At 70.5% G+C, this 14,917-nt stretch carries 16 protein-coding genes and 1 pseudogene; 9 read left to right on the forward strand and 8 right to left on the reverse strand.

The window, feature by feature from the left end; all coding sequences use genetic code 11:
• The first annotated feature begins 46 nt into the window (after positions 1 to 46).
• Together ACQPZW_RS48715 and ACQPZW_RS48720 are read left to right on the forward strand one after the other, a co-directional pair.
• Complete coding sequence (locus tag ACQPZW_RS48715; RefSeq protein WP_433792753.1) at positions 47 to 856, forward strand: HAD family hydrolase; 810 nt, start codon at positions 47 to 49, stop codon at positions 854 to 856.
• Complete coding sequence (locus ACQPZW_RS48720) at positions 856 to 1,665, forward strand: Cof-type HAD-IIB family hydrolase (RefSeq protein ID WP_433792754.1); 810 nt, start codon at positions 856 to 858, stop codon at positions 1,663 to 1,665. The genes ACQPZW_RS48715 and ACQPZW_RS48720 overlap by 1 nt, the downstream gene beginning before the upstream one ends.
• A gap of 376 nt (positions 1,666 to 2,041) precedes the next feature.
• On the opposite strand, the gene ACQPZW_RS48725 is transcribed toward ACQPZW_RS48720, so the two are convergent.
• On the reverse strand, positions 2,042 to 2,602 hold the full coding sequence (locus tag ACQPZW_RS48725; protein ID WP_433792755.1) for a bacterial proteasome activator family protein: 561 nt from the start codon (positions 2,600 to 2,602) through the stop codon (positions 2,042 to 2,044).
• Between the two features lie 52 nt (positions 2,603 to 2,654).
• Positions 2,655 to 3,485 (reverse strand): dimethylargininase, encoded by an 831-nt coding sequence (gene ddaH, locus ACQPZW_RS48730; RefSeq protein ID WP_433792756.1) that lies wholly within the window; start codon positions 3,483 to 3,485, stop codon positions 2,655 to 2,657.
• 68 nt (positions 3,486 to 3,553) lie between these two features.
• Here ddaH and ACQPZW_RS48735 point away from each other — a divergent pair, with 68 nt between their 5' ends.
• On the forward strand, positions 3,554 to 4,009 hold the full coding sequence (locus tag ACQPZW_RS48735; protein ID WP_433792757.1) for an Lrp/AsnC family transcriptional regulator: 456 nt from the start codon (positions 3,554 to 3,556) through the stop codon (positions 4,007 to 4,009).
• Between the two features lie 16 nt (positions 4,010 to 4,025).
• On the opposite strand, the pseudogene ACQPZW_RS48740 reads toward ACQPZW_RS48735, so the two are convergent.
• The 3 genes and pseudogenes from ACQPZW_RS48740 to mobA form a co-directional block, all read right to left on the reverse strand.
• Positions 4,026 to 5,107 (reverse strand): annotated as a pseudogene (locus tag ACQPZW_RS48740) (T3SS (YopN, CesT) and YbjN peptide-binding chaperone 1).
• Between the two features lie 104 nt (positions 5,108 to 5,211).
• Positions 5,212 to 5,448, reverse strand: a complete 237-nt coding sequence (locus ACQPZW_RS48745; protein WP_433792758.1) for a DUF6457 domain-containing protein — start codon at positions 5,446 to 5,448, stop codon at positions 5,212 to 5,214.
• On the reverse strand, positions 5,445 to 6,026 hold the full coding sequence (gene mobA / locus ACQPZW_RS48750; protein ID WP_433797871.1) for a molybdenum cofactor guanylyltransferase: 582 nt from the start codon (positions 6,024 to 6,026) through the stop codon (positions 5,445 to 5,447). The genes ACQPZW_RS48745 and mobA overlap by 4 nt, the downstream gene beginning before the upstream one ends.
• Before the next feature lie 100 nt (positions 6,027 to 6,126).
• Between mobA and fdhD the strand changes: the two genes are divergently transcribed.
• Positions 6,127 to 6,957 carry a formate dehydrogenase accessory sulfurtransferase FdhD gene (gene fdhD, locus ACQPZW_RS48755; protein WP_433792759.1) on the forward strand — a complete coding sequence of 277 codons (831 nt, stop codon included), beginning with the start codon at positions 6,127 to 6,129 and terminating at the stop codon, positions 6,955 to 6,957.
• Between the two features lie 38 nt (positions 6,958 to 6,995).
• On the forward strand, positions 6,996 to 8,636 hold the full coding sequence (locus ACQPZW_RS48760; protein ID WP_433792760.1) for an alkaline phosphatase D family protein: 1,641 nt from the start codon (positions 6,996 to 6,998) through the stop codon (positions 8,634 to 8,636).
• Positions 8,637 to 8,644: 8 nt separating this feature from the next.
• Here the strand turns inward: ACQPZW_RS48760 and ACQPZW_RS48765 are convergent, their stop codons facing one another.
• Together ACQPZW_RS48765 and ACQPZW_RS48770 are read right to left on the reverse strand one after the other, a co-directional pair.
• On the reverse strand, positions 8,645 to 9,625 hold the full coding sequence (locus ACQPZW_RS48765; RefSeq protein WP_433792761.1) for a DUF4192 domain-containing protein: 981 nt from the start codon (positions 9,623 to 9,625) through the stop codon (positions 8,645 to 8,647).
• A gap of 112 nt (positions 9,626 to 9,737) precedes the next feature.
• On the reverse strand, positions 9,738 to 10,238 hold the full coding sequence (locus ACQPZW_RS48770) for a GNAT family N-acetyltransferase (RefSeq protein WP_433792762.1): 501 nt from the start codon (positions 10,236 to 10,238) through the stop codon (positions 9,738 to 9,740).
• 56 nt (positions 10,239 to 10,294) lie between these two features.
• Between ACQPZW_RS48770 and ACQPZW_RS48775 the strand changes: the two genes are divergently transcribed.
• From ACQPZW_RS48775 to ACQPZW_RS48790, 4 genes are all read left to right on the forward strand, one after another.
• Entirely contained in the window at positions 10,295 to 11,179 is an 885-nt protein-coding gene (locus ACQPZW_RS48775; RefSeq protein ID WP_433792763.1) for a fructosamine kinase family protein, read from the forward strand.
• A gap of 79 nt (positions 11,180 to 11,258) precedes the next feature.
• Positions 11,259 to 12,266 (forward strand): GTP 3',8-cyclase MoaA, encoded by a 1,008-nt coding sequence (moaA, locus tag ACQPZW_RS48780; RefSeq protein WP_433797872.1) that lies wholly within the window; start codon positions 11,259 to 11,261, stop codon positions 12,264 to 12,266.
• A gap of 5 nt (positions 12,267 to 12,271) precedes the next feature.
• Positions 12,272 to 12,514, forward strand: a complete 243-nt coding sequence (locus ACQPZW_RS48785) for a MoaD/ThiS family protein (RefSeq protein WP_433792764.1) — start codon at positions 12,272 to 12,274, stop codon at positions 12,512 to 12,514.
• A gap of 634 nt (positions 12,515 to 13,148) precedes the next feature.
• Positions 13,149 to 13,709 carry a DUF6939 family protein gene (locus ACQPZW_RS48790; protein ID WP_433792765.1) on the forward strand — a complete coding sequence of 187 codons (561 nt, stop codon included), beginning with the start codon at positions 13,149 to 13,151 and terminating at the stop codon, positions 13,707 to 13,709.
• 220 nt (positions 13,710 to 13,929) lie between these two features.
• On the opposite strand, the gene ACQPZW_RS48795 is transcribed toward ACQPZW_RS48790, so the two are convergent.
• Positions 13,930 to 14,916 (reverse strand): VOC family protein, encoded by a 987-nt coding sequence (locus ACQPZW_RS48795; RefSeq protein WP_433792766.1) that lies wholly within the window; start codon positions 14,914 to 14,916, stop codon positions 13,930 to 13,932.
• Position 14,917 lies beyond the last annotated feature (1 nt).

A 14,917-nucleotide genomic window follows, 5' to 3' on the forward strand; every position in this document is an offset into this window, starting at 1 on the left:
TTTCCTTCCGCCCTCCGCGGGGGTCAGCCGACCCACGGAGGTTTCGATGAGGCCTGGGCTTCCCAAGCTGGTCGCCACAGATCTGGACGGCACACTCGTCCGTAGTGACGACACCGTCTCGGCGTATACACATGAGGTGCTCGACCGGGTCCGGGCCGCCGGCATCCGCATCGTCGCCGCCACCGGCCGCGGCCCGCGTCTCACCTCGCTCACCCGTGACGACATCCGGGTCGCCGACTTCCTGGTGCTGGCCCAGGGCGGCTGGGTGCTCGACCTGGAGGAGTCCCGTTACCTGCGCCAGGCCCGCCTGCCCGGCCGGGCCCTGGGTGAGGCCCTCGGCGCGCTCGAGTCGGTGGCGGGCCCGCTGTCGGTCATGTTCGAGGCCCTGGAGCACGACGACTCCCCGCTCTGGGGCGACTACGACCCGACCTGGCGCTATCCGGTCACCGTCGAGTCGAAGACCCGTGCCGAGTGCCTGACCGGCGAGGTGATCAAGGCGTTCGCCCGGTCCTTCGAGCTCGACGTCGACACCCTCCTCGAGCTGGCACACCGGGTGGTGCCGTCCGATCTCGCGACGGTCACCCAGGCGGGCCTCGACTACGTGGAGATCTGCCCGGCCGGCGTCGACAAGGGCTCCGGCCTGTCGGTGGTCGCCGAGTCGGTCGGGGTCGACCCGTCGGACGTCCTGGTCTTCGGCGACATGCCCAACGACCTGCCGATGTTCGCCTGGGCCGGCTGGGGCCGGGTGGCCGTCGCCAACGCCCATCCCACACTGCTGGCCGTCGCCGACGATGTGACGCTCGCCAATGATCAGGACGGCGTGGCCGTGTATCTGGACCGGCTATTGTCGCGGTGATGGGATCTTTGCACGAGGACGCCTTTCGCCTGATCGCGTCCGACATCGACGGCACGCTGATCACCAGCGAGCGGACACTCAGCCCGCGCACGCTCGATGTCCTCGCCCGCGTGCCGGTCCCGGTGGTCGTGGTGACCGGCCGGCCGCTGCGGTGGCTCGCCCAGCTCTACGACCAGTTGCCGGCCCCGCTGCCCGCGGTGTGCGCCAACGGGGCGGTCATCTACGACCCGCACACCGATGAGGTGTTGCAGGCGACGCCACTCCCGGTCGACCTGCTGTTCGAGGTCACCAAGACGCTGCGTGACACCGTGCCGGACATCTCGCTGGCCGTCGAGATCGAGGACGGGCGGGCGTTCCTGCACGAGGAGACGTGGACGATCCGGTGGGAGCACGACCGCCGGGTGCGGGTGATCGCCGCGCCGGAGGAGCTGACCTCGGTCCCGGCCGTCAAGCTGCTGGCCCGCTCGTCGACTGCCGACCCCGACGACTTCCTGGAGCTGGTCAGCCGCACTCTCGGTGACCGGGCCGAGGCCACCCGGTCGTCGTCGTCCGCGCTCGTGGAGATCTCCGCCGCCGGCGTGACGAAAGCCGCCGGCCTCGCCTGGTATTGCGAGCGTCACGGCATCACCGCCGACCAGGTCGTCGCCTTCGGCGACATGCCCAACGACATTCCGCTGCTGAGCTGGGCGGGTCGCGGGGTCGCCGTCGGCAATGCCCATCCGGCGCTGCGCGCGGTCGCCGACGACGTCACCGGCACCAACGATGCCGACGGCGTCGCGGCCTACCTGACGTCCCTGTTCGATCTCTGACTCTTCGGTACGGGTCCGGCCGCCCCTCGCCGCAACTGTCCTGTCCCGTGGCTCCCGCGCGACGTCGGCTCGTGGTGCGGACCGCAGCGCGTCCGCCGGGCTGATGCGGTGGCCCACGGCGTGTCCCGTCCCCGCTCATCCTCACCCGCGGCGACGAAGCAGCCGGGACCACCGCTGTCCCGGGCGGGTCGAGACAGCGGTGGCGGCCGCACCGGAACGGACGGTGGCGTGGAAGCGCGGCAGGCGCCGCATCACCGCATCGGTCGCGTCGCCGACGCCTCAGCCCGGTAGGCGCGCTGCGGCCTCGACCGGGGTGGGCGTCGCGCGGGAGCTACGGGACGGGCTGGTTCGGCGAGGGCGGGGTGGCCGTACCAGATCAGAGGTATTGACCTGTGTTTCCCAGAATGTCGGGCTGGCCCGGCTTGCCAGGGATGACGCCCATCGGCAGTGCCGGGCGCCCGGGGACGCCGCCGCGCATCTGCTCGAGCTGAAGGCGTGCAGCCATCTGCTGGGCGACGAGCGCGGCCTGGATGCCGTGGAAGAGTCCCTCCAGCCAGCCGACGAGCTGGGCCTGGGCGATGCGCAGCTCGGACTCGCTCGGCGGGGTCTCGCCCTCGAAGGGCAGGGAGAGGCGCTCGAGCTCCTCACGCAGCTCGGGGGCGAGACCGTCCTCGAGCTCGGTGATGGAACGCTGGTGGATCTCCCGCAGCCGGCCCCGGCTGGCCTCGTCGAGCGGAGCGGCCCGCACCTCCTCGAGCAGCTGCTTGATCATGCTGCCGATGCGCATGACCTTCGCCGGCTGCTCGATGAGGTTGCCCGGCTCCTCCGGGGTGAGCGAGCCGTCCGCCTCGACCGTGCCCATCGGGCGGCCGTCGGGGCCCACGACGATGACGGAGCCGTCTTCCTTGTGCTCAGTGGTGCGGGTGTCGTCGGTCATGCGATCCATCTTTGCGCACGGCTTCGCGCGATGCTCGTGTGGTTGGTGCGCTTCAGGGGCGTAGTTCGGCGACGGCACACTTCACGCTTCCGCCGCCACGTTTGAGCTCCGACAGGTCGACATGAACAGGGAGGTATCCGGCGTCACGCACCTTGTGGCCCATCGCCACGGCCTCCGTGTTGAGGATCACGTTCCGGCCGTCACTGACCAGGTTGAGGCCGAAGGCTTCGGCGTCCTCACGGTCGGCGAGCACCGCGTCCGGGAAGAGCTGGGCGAGCACCCGCTGTGACGCCTGCGAGAACGCGCCCGGGTAGTAGGTGACGTGCCGGTCGTCGAGGGCGGCGAGCGCGGTGTCCAGGTGGTAGAAGGCCGGATCGACCAGGCGCAGCGAGATCACCGGGCGGCCGAGAGCCTCCTGCGCCTCGGCGTGCGCTGCCGGGTCGGTGCGGAAGCCGTAGCCCGCGAGGACGATGCCACCGTAGGCGCCGGGCAGGTAGGCGAAGTCGCCCTCACCCTCGTTGACCTGCTCCGGAGCGACAAACCGCCAACTGTCAGCGGCCATGTAGAACGCCTGGTGGGCGAGGGCCTCGGCGGAGCGCTGCGGGTATTTGAAGCGGGCGCCGTAGACGGTGCCGTCGACGGAGAAGGCGCCGTTCGCCGAGTAGACCATGTCGGGCAGACCGGGCTCGGGGTCCAGGACGTGCACGACGTGGCCGAGGCCGAGGAGCGTCGTGCGAAGGTGGTCCCACTGCTTCAGGGCCAAGCCGGAGTCGACCGCGACGGTGGTGTCCATCCACGGGTTGATGGCGTACTCCACCGTGAAATGCTGAGGGGGACACATCAGATATGTCCTGTTTCGCGGCAAGCGCTCCGTGTAGCTCATGAGGTTAAAGAGTAGGTAGGCTGCGTTGCAGCAAACAGCTCGAAGTATTGCTCCTCGGAGGCGAATCGTTGCAGATGGACGCCGTCGACCAGCGAATCGTTGCGTTACTCGTCGCCGATGCCCGCGCTTCGTATGCCGAGATCGGCGCCAAGGTCTCGCTGTCCGCGCCCGCCGTGAAGAGGCGTGTCGATCGACTTCGCTCGTCCGGGGTGATCAAGGGATTCACGGCCGTCATCGAGCCGAGCGCCGTCGGGTGGACCACCGAGGCGTTCGTCGAGTTGTTCTGCACCGGGCGGACCACACCGGCACAGATCACGGTGGCCACCCGGCGACATCCGGAAGTCATCGGGGCGTACACGGTCTCCGGGCAGGCGGACGCGCTCGTTCACCTACGGGCGGCCGACATCGGGCACCTCGAGCAGGCACTGGAGCGGCTGCGGGCGGAGCCGTTCGTCACGTCCACCCGCAGCATGGTGGTCCTGTCTCGGCTGGTCGAGAAGCCGACCGCCATCCCGGCGGTCTGACCCGTCCGAGAGGCGTTCAGAGGTACATGCCGGGGCGGTGGCCCTCGTCGTCCTCGGCCTTCGGAGCGGCCGGCTTGTCGCCCTCGCCGAAGAACCGCTTGCCGCCGAACTCACCGTGCAACCGGTCGTCAAGCTCGTCGGCCAGCCCGGTCATCACCTGCACGGCGAGCATCAGGTGGGTCGCCTGGAAATTACGGCCGAACACCGGGATCGACGCCCACACCGTGTCCTGCGCGCAGTAGAGCCGACCGATCGGCATGCGGTTGGTCAGCTCGGACAGCTTCACGTAGAGCTGCTCGGTCGGCTCCACCTCGGTCAGAATCGGTGAGAAGACGTCCACCAGGGGCGGATTGTCGCGCACCCGCACGAAGACCATCGCCGAGCCGGCCCGGATGCCGATGTCCCCGTCGGTGTCCACCTGGAGCTGGTCGATCGTGGTCTTGGACATGGTGGCGACGACCGTACGGACCCGCTCCTCCAGCGGCACCACGTCCTCGGTGACGCCGGCCAGAGCACGGTTCAGAGCATCCTCGTCGTCCAGCGCGTCGAGGGCGATCTCGATGCTCGGCTCGTGCCGCGCGGTGCCCAGCGGGGTGGAGTCGATCGGCTCGTCGTCCTCGTCGTGCACCAGATACACCAGGAACGCCGGGTGCGGTGCGCCGTAGACGTCACGCAGCGCCCGGGTCACGGCGGTGGCCAGCGAGCCGGCCCTGTCCTGCGAGGTGCGCATCCCGAACGAGTCACCGGACCCGGCCAGCACCCCCGGCGGCGACCAGCCCAGCGCGACCAGGTCGGCGACGGCCGCCCGATCCATCCGGTACTCCTGGGGGAGCGCCGCATTGCCCACCGCGAGCGCCTCGACGACGCCGTCGGGCAGGATGCGGATGCTCACCGAGTAGACCGCGGTGCCGGTGCCCGAAGCGGTGGGGTCGAGGGTGAGATCGACATATGACCCGGGGCCAGGGTCGGCAACAACCCGGCCAGGGCACTGGCGAACTCGCGCCACGCCTGGGTGACCTTGGCCCGTAGATCGGCCGTGGTCGGCTCGTCGAGCAGCACGCCCTCGTATGTGTCGCCCGCGGCGCCTTCTGCCGTCATGATCGCACCTCCGTTCCCGTCACCCTATCGAGCGACGACAGGCCGTGGACGCCCGTCCCATCCCTATCCCCGATGTCCAGGGTGGAAGCCGATCGGACCGTCGGTCAGCCCGGCGTCGAGCGGCGCAGGGCCAGGGCGCTGATCTTGGCGGCTGCCTCGGACGGGTCGGCGCCCCCGGCGACGGCGAGCCCCAGGAGGTACGCCGAGACCGGCGCCCCCGGCCGCAGGACGTTGTGCGCCACATCCCGGGCCACGTCGAGCACGTCCTTCACCGGCACGACGGCCCCGTCCAGCCCCAACTCGGCGCTGACCTCGGCGACCCAGTCGTCCATCTCGCTCATCGAGCCCACTCCTCCGCCGTCCGTAGATCGTCGTCGGTGTCGCAGTCGAACCAGGGTGGCGGCCCGGGCCGTCGCCAGGACACCTCGGCCACCCGGGCATGCTCCAGCAGCGCCCGCACCGGCGCGCCGTGCAATCCGCCCCGGGACTCGGCGACCCGACCGAGAGCGGCCCGCAGCCCGGCCGTCCGCCACACCCCGCAGAGGGTCTGCAGATGCCCGTCGGTGTCCCGGTAGACGGCGCCCTCCATCGGCGCGGACTCCAGAGTGAGCCGCAGCACGTCGACCGCCTCGCCGGTCAGCAGAGGCAGGTCGGCGGCGAGCAGAGCGGTGAAGGTGACGTGCGCGGGCACCAGGGCCAGCCCCGCCGCGGCAGCCGCAACCGGCCCGCCACCAGCGGGTTCCTCGCGGGTCACGTGCACTGGGACGGGGAAGTCAGCGGGTATTCGCCCGACCACCACCCGGGGGTCGGCGTCGTGCACCGCCGCCAGCACCCGGGTGAGCATCGACTGGCCGGCCACCGTCAGGGTCGGCTTGTCGGCACCGCCCATTCGCCGTGCCGCACCACCGGCCAAGACCACCGCCGCGAATCCCCCCACGTGAGTACCGTATCCCGAGCGGGTGGCGGGTGTGACCACGCGCTCGGTTCGACGCCTTCGGGGGACCCCGTAAGCTCCCGCTATGAGCAGGACCGCGAGTCGTCGCACGGTGGTGACCGTCGATGTCACCGCACCGTCGGGCAGCAGCAGGAGCCGCCAGGATCACCTCGCCGCCGAGGAGCCACTGGAGATCCGGCTGCGAAAGCGGCCGCTCGCAGTGACCATGCGCACACCCGGCCACGACATCGACCTCGCGATGGGGTTCCTGCTCAGTGAGGGCGTCATCGGTGAGGCCTCGGACGTGACGACGGCACAGCTCTGCGCCGGCACCGACACGCCGAACACGTACAACGTGGTGGATGTGGTCCTCGATCCGAGTGTGCCGCCGCCGGTGACCGATCCGAGCCGCAACTTCTACACCACCAGCTCGTGCGGGGTGTGCGGCAAGGCCAGCATCGACGCGGTGCGGACCAGGTCGCGTTTCGACGTGGCCGCGGATCCCCTGGCGATCCCGGCGCTGACGCTGGCCGGGTTGCCGGCCAAGCTCCGGGCGGCGCAGCGCACCTTCGACCGGACCGGAGGGCTGCACGCGGCCGGCCTGTTCGATGCGGCCGGCGACCTGCTGGTGTTGCGCGAGGACGTGGGCCGGCACAACGCGGTCGACAAGGTGATCGGCTGGGCGCTGCGCGAGGGCCGGCTGCCGCTGGCCGGTCACGTCCTGCTGGTGTCCGGCCGGGCCAGCTTCGAGCTCACACAGAAGGCCTGGATGGCCGGGCTGCCCCTGTTGGCGGCGGTCTCCGCGCCCAGCACGCTTGCCGTCGAGCTGGCCGAGGAATCCGGCATGACACTTGTCGGATTCCTCCGCGAACCGAAGATGAACATCTATGCCGGGGCTCATCGCGTCACCGTCTGACCAGTTGTCGTTAACCCGCGTCGCCAACGCTTCGACGCATGCCGATATCTCGCCGCACCCTGCTGACCTCGGCCGCCGGCGCCGTCACCGTCATCCCGCTGGCCGGGGCCGCCACGCCGTACCGGGGCCCACTGCAGACCGACCCGTTCACCCTCGGCGTCGCCTCCGGTGACCCGTCGCCGGACGGTTTCGTGCTGTGGACCCGACTCGCCCCGTCGCCACTGGCCGAGGACGGCCTGGGCGGCATGCCGTACCGAACCGTGCCGATCGTCTGGGAGCTCGCCGCCGACGAACGGTTCCGCAAGGTCGTCCGCCGGGGTGTCACCGCGGCCCGGCCGGACCGCGCGCACAGCGTGCACGTCGAGCTGGACGGTTTGGCGCCGGGCCGGGAGTTCTTCTACCGCTTCCGGGCCGAGCGCTGGATCTCGCCGGTGGGCCGGACCCGTACCGCTCCGGCACGGTGGGCCCGTGAGGCGGCGCTGGCGATGGCGTTCGTCTCGTGCTCGCAGTTCGAGCACGGCTACTTCACCGCCTATCGCCGGCTCGCCGAGGACGCGCCGGACCTGATCCTGCACCTGGGCGACTACCAGTACGAGTACGCCCCCGACACCTACAACATCCCCGGCGGCAACCCGCGCGACCACGAGGGCCCGGAGACCGTCACGCTGGCGAACTACCGGCAGCGGCACGCTCAGTACAAGACCGACCCGGATCTGCAGGCGGCGCACGCCGTCGCGCCGTGGGCGGTGGTGTGGGACGACCACGAGACCGAGAACAACTGGGCCGACGAGGTGCCCGAGCAGCCCGACCCGGGCTTCCTCGCCCGCCGGGCCGCCGCGTTCCAGGCGTACTACGAGAACATGCCGCTGCGCCGGACGTCGGTCCCGAAGGGCATCGACATGCAGTTGTACCGCCGACTGCACTGGGGGCGGCTGGCCACCTTTCACATGCTCGACACCCGGCAGTACCGGGACGACCAGGGCTGCGGTGACGGCTACAAGGACTGTCCCGCGGCTGCCGACCCGGCCCGCACCATCACCGGCGCGCAGCAGGAGGCGTGGCTGCTCGACGGTTTCCGGCGCTCCACCGCCCGCTGGGACATCCTGGGCCAACAGGTCTTCTTCGGGCAGCGGGACAACAACTCCGGCCCGCAAAAGGTGCTGAGCATGGACTCGTGGGACGGATATCAGGGCTCGCGCGCCCGCATCACCCGTGGCTGGGTGGACGCCGGTGTCCGCAACGCGGTGGTGCTCACCGGTGACGTGCACGCGCACTGGGCCGACGAGCTCAAGCTGGACTGGAACGACCCGACCTCGCGGACCGTCGGCACCGAGCTGGTCTGCTCCTCGATCACCTCGGGCGGCGACGGGGCCGACGTGGCGAGCGGCAACCACAGCTGGGCGGCGTGGAACCCGCACCTGCGGTTCTACAACAACCAGCGCGGTTACGTCCGGACCCGGATCACCGCCGAGTCGCTGACCGCCGACTTCGTGGTGCTGCCCTACGTCACGAGGCCGGGCGCGGCGGCGCACACCAGGGCCACCTTCGTGGTCGAGGACCGCGTGCCGGGCCTGCACAGGGTGGCGGACACTCCGACGCCGTCCCCCGAGCTGCGCTCGGCCGGGGAGCCCGGCGATCTCGGGGCGGAGACGGTCCGGCAGGAGACCGAGCGTCCCTGACCGATCGATCACCGCCGCCACCGCCGCACCATGGCGGGGGAGATGGCGAACCCGAGCAGTTGATGCAGCATGCCGGCGAGCTCGTGGCCGGGCTCCACCTCCAGGGCCCGGTCCACGGCGACCCGGGCCAGGGAGCCGCGGCCCAGCTGCCAGGCGGTGAAGCCGAGCAGGCAGGCGGGCGCCGGCACATACACCCGCTCGACCCGGCGCAGCACGTCGGTCCAGAGCCCGGCCCGCCACTCCTGCTCGCCGGTCCGGTCGACGGCGTAGTCCTCCACCGAGAGGTCGGTCAGCAGCACTCCGAGCCAGGCCGTCTCGGCGTCGGTGAGGACCCCTCCGGAGCGGTAGCGCTTCTCGGCCTCGCGGACGGCGAGACGGCCGGCCTGCCGAATCCGTTTGGTGGCCCCGTCGGCTTCCAGAAGACCGTTGAAGCGGCTGCGGGCCCGGTCGGTGGCGGCGGTCATGGCGAGCCGGGCCGGACCGTCCACCGACGACACCTGTGCGACCAGGTCACGGCGGCTGGGCAGGGCCACCTGACCGCGGTAGGTGGCCTCGGCCGCGATCACACTGTCCGACGGCAGGCACGGCGTGCCCTCGGCCGGACAGCACTCCTGGTCGTCACAGACATACGACCACCAGCGGCCCTCGTGCACCCGGAGCACGTCGTCGATCCGGACCCCGACGGTCTGGAGCACCTCGGCGATCCGCAGCACCACCCGCGTGATCCGCTCGGGCGGGCCGTAGCCGACGATCACCACGAGCTCCGGCTCCTGTCGCAGGACCCCGGCGGCCACGTCACGGGTCCCGATCCGGAGGTCCGACTCGTCGATGTCGGGCGGCGGCAGGTCGAAGCAGGCGCCGAACTCGATCCGGCCGTCACGCATGCCGACCAGGGCGACCGTCTCGTGCGGGTGGTAGCCCATCAGGAACGGCAGGACCGCGACGAGCTCGGCGGAGGTACGGACGACGAGGGTGGTGTCGGCTCTCATGCCGGCCAGCGTGGCCGTTTCCGGGGGCGTGCCGCCTGCCTCGCTAGCTTCCTGTGGACGACACGCCGGTCCGTCCACAGGAGCCGATCAGAAAAGCGCAGCTAGGCGGCTTTCACGACCGGAAGGGCAGCTCGTGCAACTCCAGGCCGTGATGCCACGGGTGGGTGTGCCGTTCCAGGTCCATCGTCAGCTCGATCGACGACACCACGTCGTACCCGGCGGCGTGCAGGCTGCGGATCGCGTCGATGTTGCGGGACTCGGGCGAGATGGTCAGCGCGGTCATGCTGCGGCGCTTGGCCTCGGCGGCGACGTGTTGCAGCAGCTTGCGGCCGACGCCCTTGTGCCGGTGCGTGATCGTCACCACGACCGGGTCCACTTCGCCGGCCCGGCCCCGCATGATCAGCCCGACCATCCCGATCACCCCGTCGTCGGCGTGGTCGGCAACCCACAGCCCGGAGAGGTCCAGCCGGGTGAGGTACTCCTCGAACCCGGCACCGCCGTCGTCCCTGTGCTCGCCATACATCTCGTTGTGCTGGCGGGACAACTCGCCCCACAGACGCCGGGACGCGGAGTGATCACTCGGCCGGTACGAGCGCACTACGACAGGGGTCATGACGCCATCTTGCCTCTAAATGGAGACGTACGTCACGGGAAGCGCAAGATAACCGGGTGGACATGGCGTACCTGCGCACGCACCCCGAGCACTTACCGACATTTCTGACACACCAACGCATTCGCGAGACTCCCGTGCATTCGGGGGTCTGCACCGCCAGCCGGCTGACCCTCGACGACGGTGCGTCGATCTTCGCGAAGACGTGGCCGACCGGACCGGCTCCGGCCGGCATGTTCGCAGCCGAGGCGGCCGGTCTGCGATGGCTGCGGGCGGCGGGGACGGTCCCGGTGCCGGAGGTGCTCGTCGCGCTACCCGACATACTCGCGATGGAATGGGTCGAACCGGGCGAAGCGACCCCCGAGGCTGCCGCGCGATTCGGCCGCGATCTGGCCCGGCTACACCGGTCCGGCGCCGACGACTTCGGGGCTGAGCTGCCGGGATACATCGGGCCGCTTCCGCTGGACAACACTCGCGGCGTGTCGTGGGCCTCCTGGTTCGCGGAGCGGCGCCTGAGCCCGTACCTCAAGATCGCCTTTGATCGCGGAGCGCTGGAAAGCTCCGACCTGACGTCGATCGAGAAGATCATCAAGACCATGCAGCGGTACGGCGGAAGTGAACCGCCCGCACTCATCCACGGCGACCTGTGGCCCGGGAATGTGCTGTGGGCCGCCGACGGCCGCGCCTGGCTCGTCGACCCGGCCGCGCACGGTGGCCACCGTGAGACCGACCTGGCGACGCTCGCGATGTTCGGCGGGGCACCGCACCTGGACACGATCATCGCCGCCTACCAGGAGGAATGGCCCCTGGCCGACGGCTGGCGCGAGCGGATCCCGCTGCACCAGCTACATCTGTGGCTCGTCCACACCGCCGCCTTCGGCAGCACATATCGATCCGGGGTACGAGCCGCGGCCGATGCGTTGTCCACAGGACGATATGCCTAGAGGCAGTACGCATGGCGAGCGGCTAGATTCGATTCGTGCGCATCTCCCGGAGATCAGCCGAGCCGCAGTGGCGGCGCGTGTGACCGTGCTCGCCGACCGCTTCGGTCGCATCGCCACCGATCTCCGTGTGTCGCTCACGGATCGGTGCAATCTGCGCTGCACCTACTGCATGCCCGCCGAGGGTCTGGCGTGGATGCCGAAGCCACAGCAGCTCACCGACGACGAGGTGAAACGGCTCGTCCGGATCGCGGTCGAGCAGCTCGGCGTCACCGAGGTCCGCTTCACCGGCGGTGAACCGCTGATCAGGCGTGGCCTGGTCGACATCGTGGCGGAGGCGGCCCGGCTGGATCCACGGCCCAAACTGTCGGTAACGACGAACGGGATCGGGCTGGACCGGATCGCCGTGTCCCTGCGCGAGGCCGGCCTGCACCGGGTCAACGTCTCGCTCGACACGCTCGATCCGGCGCGGTTCCATACGCTCACCCTGCGCGACCGGCACTCCGACGTGCTGGCCGGGCTGCGCGCCGCGGCGGCCGCCGGTCTCACCCCCGTGAAGATCAACACCGTGCTGATGCGCGGGGTCAACGACGACGAGGCGCCGGAGCTTCTGCAGTTCGCGCTCGATCACGGCTATCAGCTCCGCTTCATCGAGCAGATGCCGCTCGACGCCCAGCATCAGTGGGATCGGCACGAGATGGTCACCGCCGAGGAGATCCTGGCCGCACTGGAGCCGTTCAGCCTCCAGCCTGACGATGTTTCACGTGGAACAGCGCCGGCCGAGACGTGGCTGATCCCTGGCTATGTCGACGCCGCGGGCGAGCCGGCCCGAGTGGGCGTGATCGCGAGCGTGACCCGCCCGTTCTGCGGCGACTGCGACCGGACACGTCTGACCGCCGACGGTCAGATCCGCAACTGCCTTTTCGCCACCGAGGAGAGCGACCTGCGCAAACTGCTCCGCAGCGGTGCCGTCGACTCGGTGATCGCTGATGCCTGGCGTGCCGCCATGCGGGGCAAACGGGCGGGGCACGGCATCGACGACCCGAAGTTCCTCCAGCCTGCCCGACCCATGTCCGCGATCGGAGGCTGAGCGCCTTGCTCACGGTTCGCTACTTCGCCGGGGCCCGAGCGGCTGCCCACGGCACGTCCAGCGAGACGGTCGAGGCCGCCAGCCTGGAAGAGCTGACACGGTTGTTGAGTGAGCGCCATGGGGAGCGGCTGGCTCTGGTGATGAAGGCTGCGAGTTTCCTCGTCGACGGCCTCACCTGTCACGATCGTGCGGCTGCTCTGCCGTCCGACGCCACCGTCGACGTTCTGCCACCCTTCGCCGGAGGCTGAGCGTGGTCTTCGGTTCATAGCCTTTCGAGGTAGCCCGCCTTCTTCGCGAGGCCTCTGACGCCAATCCCCGTCCGGCGAGTTCGGGGAACGGGCGCACCGGTAGATCCGCGTCCCCACCGTTGGGCGTGTCACCTGTCCTGCCCCGGGTCTTGACCCAGTGGGAACGGCAGCGCAGATTGACCACCGCTCCGGCGGGCGTGCCGCTCGCCTCTCCGGGTCGCGGCCACGGCCTCGCTCGCGGTGTTGCGGGCCACCGGTTTCGTCGCCGCCCAACGGAGCGACTCCACAGGTGGGTTCACCGCCTCACCCTCAGGCGCGCCGCCAGCCTCAACCGGTCGCGGCCCAGCGGAACGACTCCACAGGTCGATCCGCCGGCCCACCGGCAGGCGTGCCGCTCGTCTTATCGGGGCCCGGGCCGGCGGAGACGGGCGGCCGGATCAAGATCTGTCTCGACGGTTGGTGCATCCGATGCCGGGCCGGGGTCTGTTGCCGCCCATAGAGGGCGGCAGGGGAACCCGAGCGCCGGTGAAGCGGTTGGGGTGATGCCTGGCCTGCTTGGACGTCTGTGCAGCTCAGGCGCTTTTGTCATACCCCTCGGGCAGCATGTTCGGCGAGGCCTTGAGGGAGGTTTGCGATGCTGGTTCATGTCGCGAGTCGTCGGCGGAAGCCGGAGTCGGTCCGGGCGGCGTTTCCGGGCGCCACCATCATCGACGTGACCTCCAGAGGGCCCGAGCCATGGGTGCGGTTGAGCCCCTTCTATCCGCACGGTGGCATCCCGGTGCCGCTAACTCCCGGGGCGGTCGCCGCTTCGGTGGAGGGCATCTGGCAGGCGCTCAAGGTCTTCGAGCAGGCCGATGTCGACTCCGCCAAGCTGTCGGTGACGTCGATGACCGGGCTGAAGCGCACGGTCCGCCGATATGGTCCCGTCCGCGGCCACCGTGCCGGGCTGCAAGGGGAGACGCTGCTGGACTATCCGACCGCCCGGCGGCAGATCTATCTCCCGGCATACCGGTGGGTGCTGGAGCACCGGGCATCCGACCTGGTCGACCGCCTCCGTGGGCTGGCGGGTGACGGTCTGGTCCTTCTGGACTACACCACCAACGGCGACCCTGCCGACACCTCGAGCCCGCTCTCCCACGCCGCGCTCCTCGCGCGTCACCTCACCGGCCGCTGGCCCTCCGAGGCACCGTCGTGATCTTGAGCCCACCGCTCATCGACCGCTGGCTCTCCGGGCGCCATCGTGATCTCGAGCCCGTCACTGGGCGGCCGCCGGAGCTGCGGGTGATCTCGAATCTCGTCGCTCACCGACCGCTGGCTCTCCGGGGCGCTGTTGTGATCCCGAGTCCCATCGACCGTGCGACCCGGCCCCACCTCCAGGGGATGGCACGGCAGCGGCGAGCTCACTCCTCGCCGGGTCAGATGTCGCGGCCCTGCCATGTGGTCACGCACACCTCATTGTCCTCTCGGTCCGCGAGGACCCAGAAAGAGGGAGCTCGCTCGCCGGACACCAGGTGGCCGCCGGCCGCGAGGGCGGTGGCTACCCGGCCCGGCGCCTCATCGTGCGGGACGCTGACGTCGAAGTGGATGCGGTTGCGCTGCGGGCGAGGCTCGGACATCTGCTGGAACCAGACCGCCGGCCCTTGGCGCAGCGGGTCGACGAGCCGGTCCTCGGGGCCGTGTTTGCCCGGCTCGTCGGCGTATCCGAGCACCGCCTTCCAAAACGGCCGTATCGAGGCGATGTCCATCGCGTCGATGGCGATCTCCCACTCCTGCACCGACCGTCCAGTCCAATCCCGACCGACATCTCGCGACGACGGGGCCGGGGCCGGCGGGGACGACACGGCGGGCGAGACCGACTGGGCGGGCGAAGCCGACACGGGGGACGGGACCAACTGAGGGGGCGGGTCCGACTGAGCGAACCGGGCCGACACGGCAGGCGGGTCCGACTGAGCGAACCGGGCCGACACGGCAGGCGGGTCCGACTGAGCGGACGGGGCCCACACGGCAGGCGGCGCTGACTGGGCGGACGGGGTCAACTGGGCGCGCGGAGCCAAAGGGGCGGACGTATCCGACGGCGGTGGAGGAGCGGGGCGGCCAGGGGTCGTCGTCAGGCCGAGGGCGTGGAGGGCCTCAGTGATCAGGTGGGCCAGCTCGGCGTCACGGGCCGTCACCCCTCCGAAGGCTTGCGGGCGCAACGTCAGGCTCACGTGGCGCGGGCGGAGGTCCAGGCGCAGGTGCTCGTCGGCGGCCGGGCCGCAGGCCTCGACAGCTCTGGCGGCCACCGTGACGGCCTCGGCCAGCGAGCCGACCGGCACGGCCGTGCGCAGAGTGCCGAGCACGAAACGCCAGCCCTGGGCGTCGACGGCTGCGGAGGCTTCGCTGCGGCTGAGGAACCGTTCCATG

This window comes from Actinoplanes sp. CA-252034 (assembly GCF_050956125.1).
Taxonomy (GTDB): Bacteria; Actinomycetota; Actinomycetes; order Mycobacteriales; family Micromonosporaceae; genus Actinoplanes.

Bases quoted from the DNA above. Each gene is read 5' to 3' on its own strand.
- ACQPZW_RS48715 (WP_433792753.1), top strand. From the start codon at position 47: ATGAGGCCTGGGCTTCCCAAGCTGGTCGCCACAGATCTGGACGGCACA.
- ACQPZW_RS48720 (WP_433792754.1), top strand. From the start codon at position 856: ATGGGATCTTTGCACGAGGACGCCTTTCGCCTGATCGCGTCCGACATC.
- ACQPZW_RS48725 (WP_433792755.1), bottom strand. From the start codon at position 2,602: ATGACCGACGACACCCGCACCACTGAGCACAAGGAAGACGGCTCCGTC.
- ddaH (WP_433792756.1), bottom strand. From the start codon at position 3,485: ATGAGCTACACGGAGCGCTTGCCGCGAAACAGGACATATCTGATGTGT.
- ACQPZW_RS48745 (WP_433792758.1), bottom strand. From the start codon at position 5,448: ATGAGCGAGATGGACGACTGGGTCGCCGAGGTCAGCGCCGAGTTGGGG.
- fdhD (WP_433792759.1), top strand. From the start codon at position 6,127: ATGAGCAGGACCGCGAGTCGTCGCACGGTGGTGACCGTCGATGTCACC.
- ACQPZW_RS48760 (WP_433792760.1), top strand. From the start codon at position 6,996: ATGCCGATATCTCGCCGCACCCTGCTGACCTCGGCCGCCGGCGCCGTC.
- ACQPZW_RS48765 (WP_433792761.1), bottom strand. From the start codon at position 9,625: ATGAGAGCCGACACCACCCTCGTCGTCCGTACCTCCGCCGAGCTCGTC.
- ACQPZW_RS48770 (WP_433792762.1), bottom strand. From the start codon at position 10,238: ATGACCCCTGTCGTAGTGCGCTCGTACCGGCCGAGTGATCACTCCGCG.
- ACQPZW_RS48790 (WP_433792765.1), top strand. From the start codon at position 13,149: ATGCTGGTTCATGTCGCGAGTCGTCGGCGGAAGCCGGAGTCGGTCCGG.
- ACQPZW_RS48795 (WP_433792766.1), bottom strand. From the start codon at position 14,916: ATGGAACGGTTCCTCAGCCGCAGCGAAGCCTCCGCAGCCGTCGACGCC.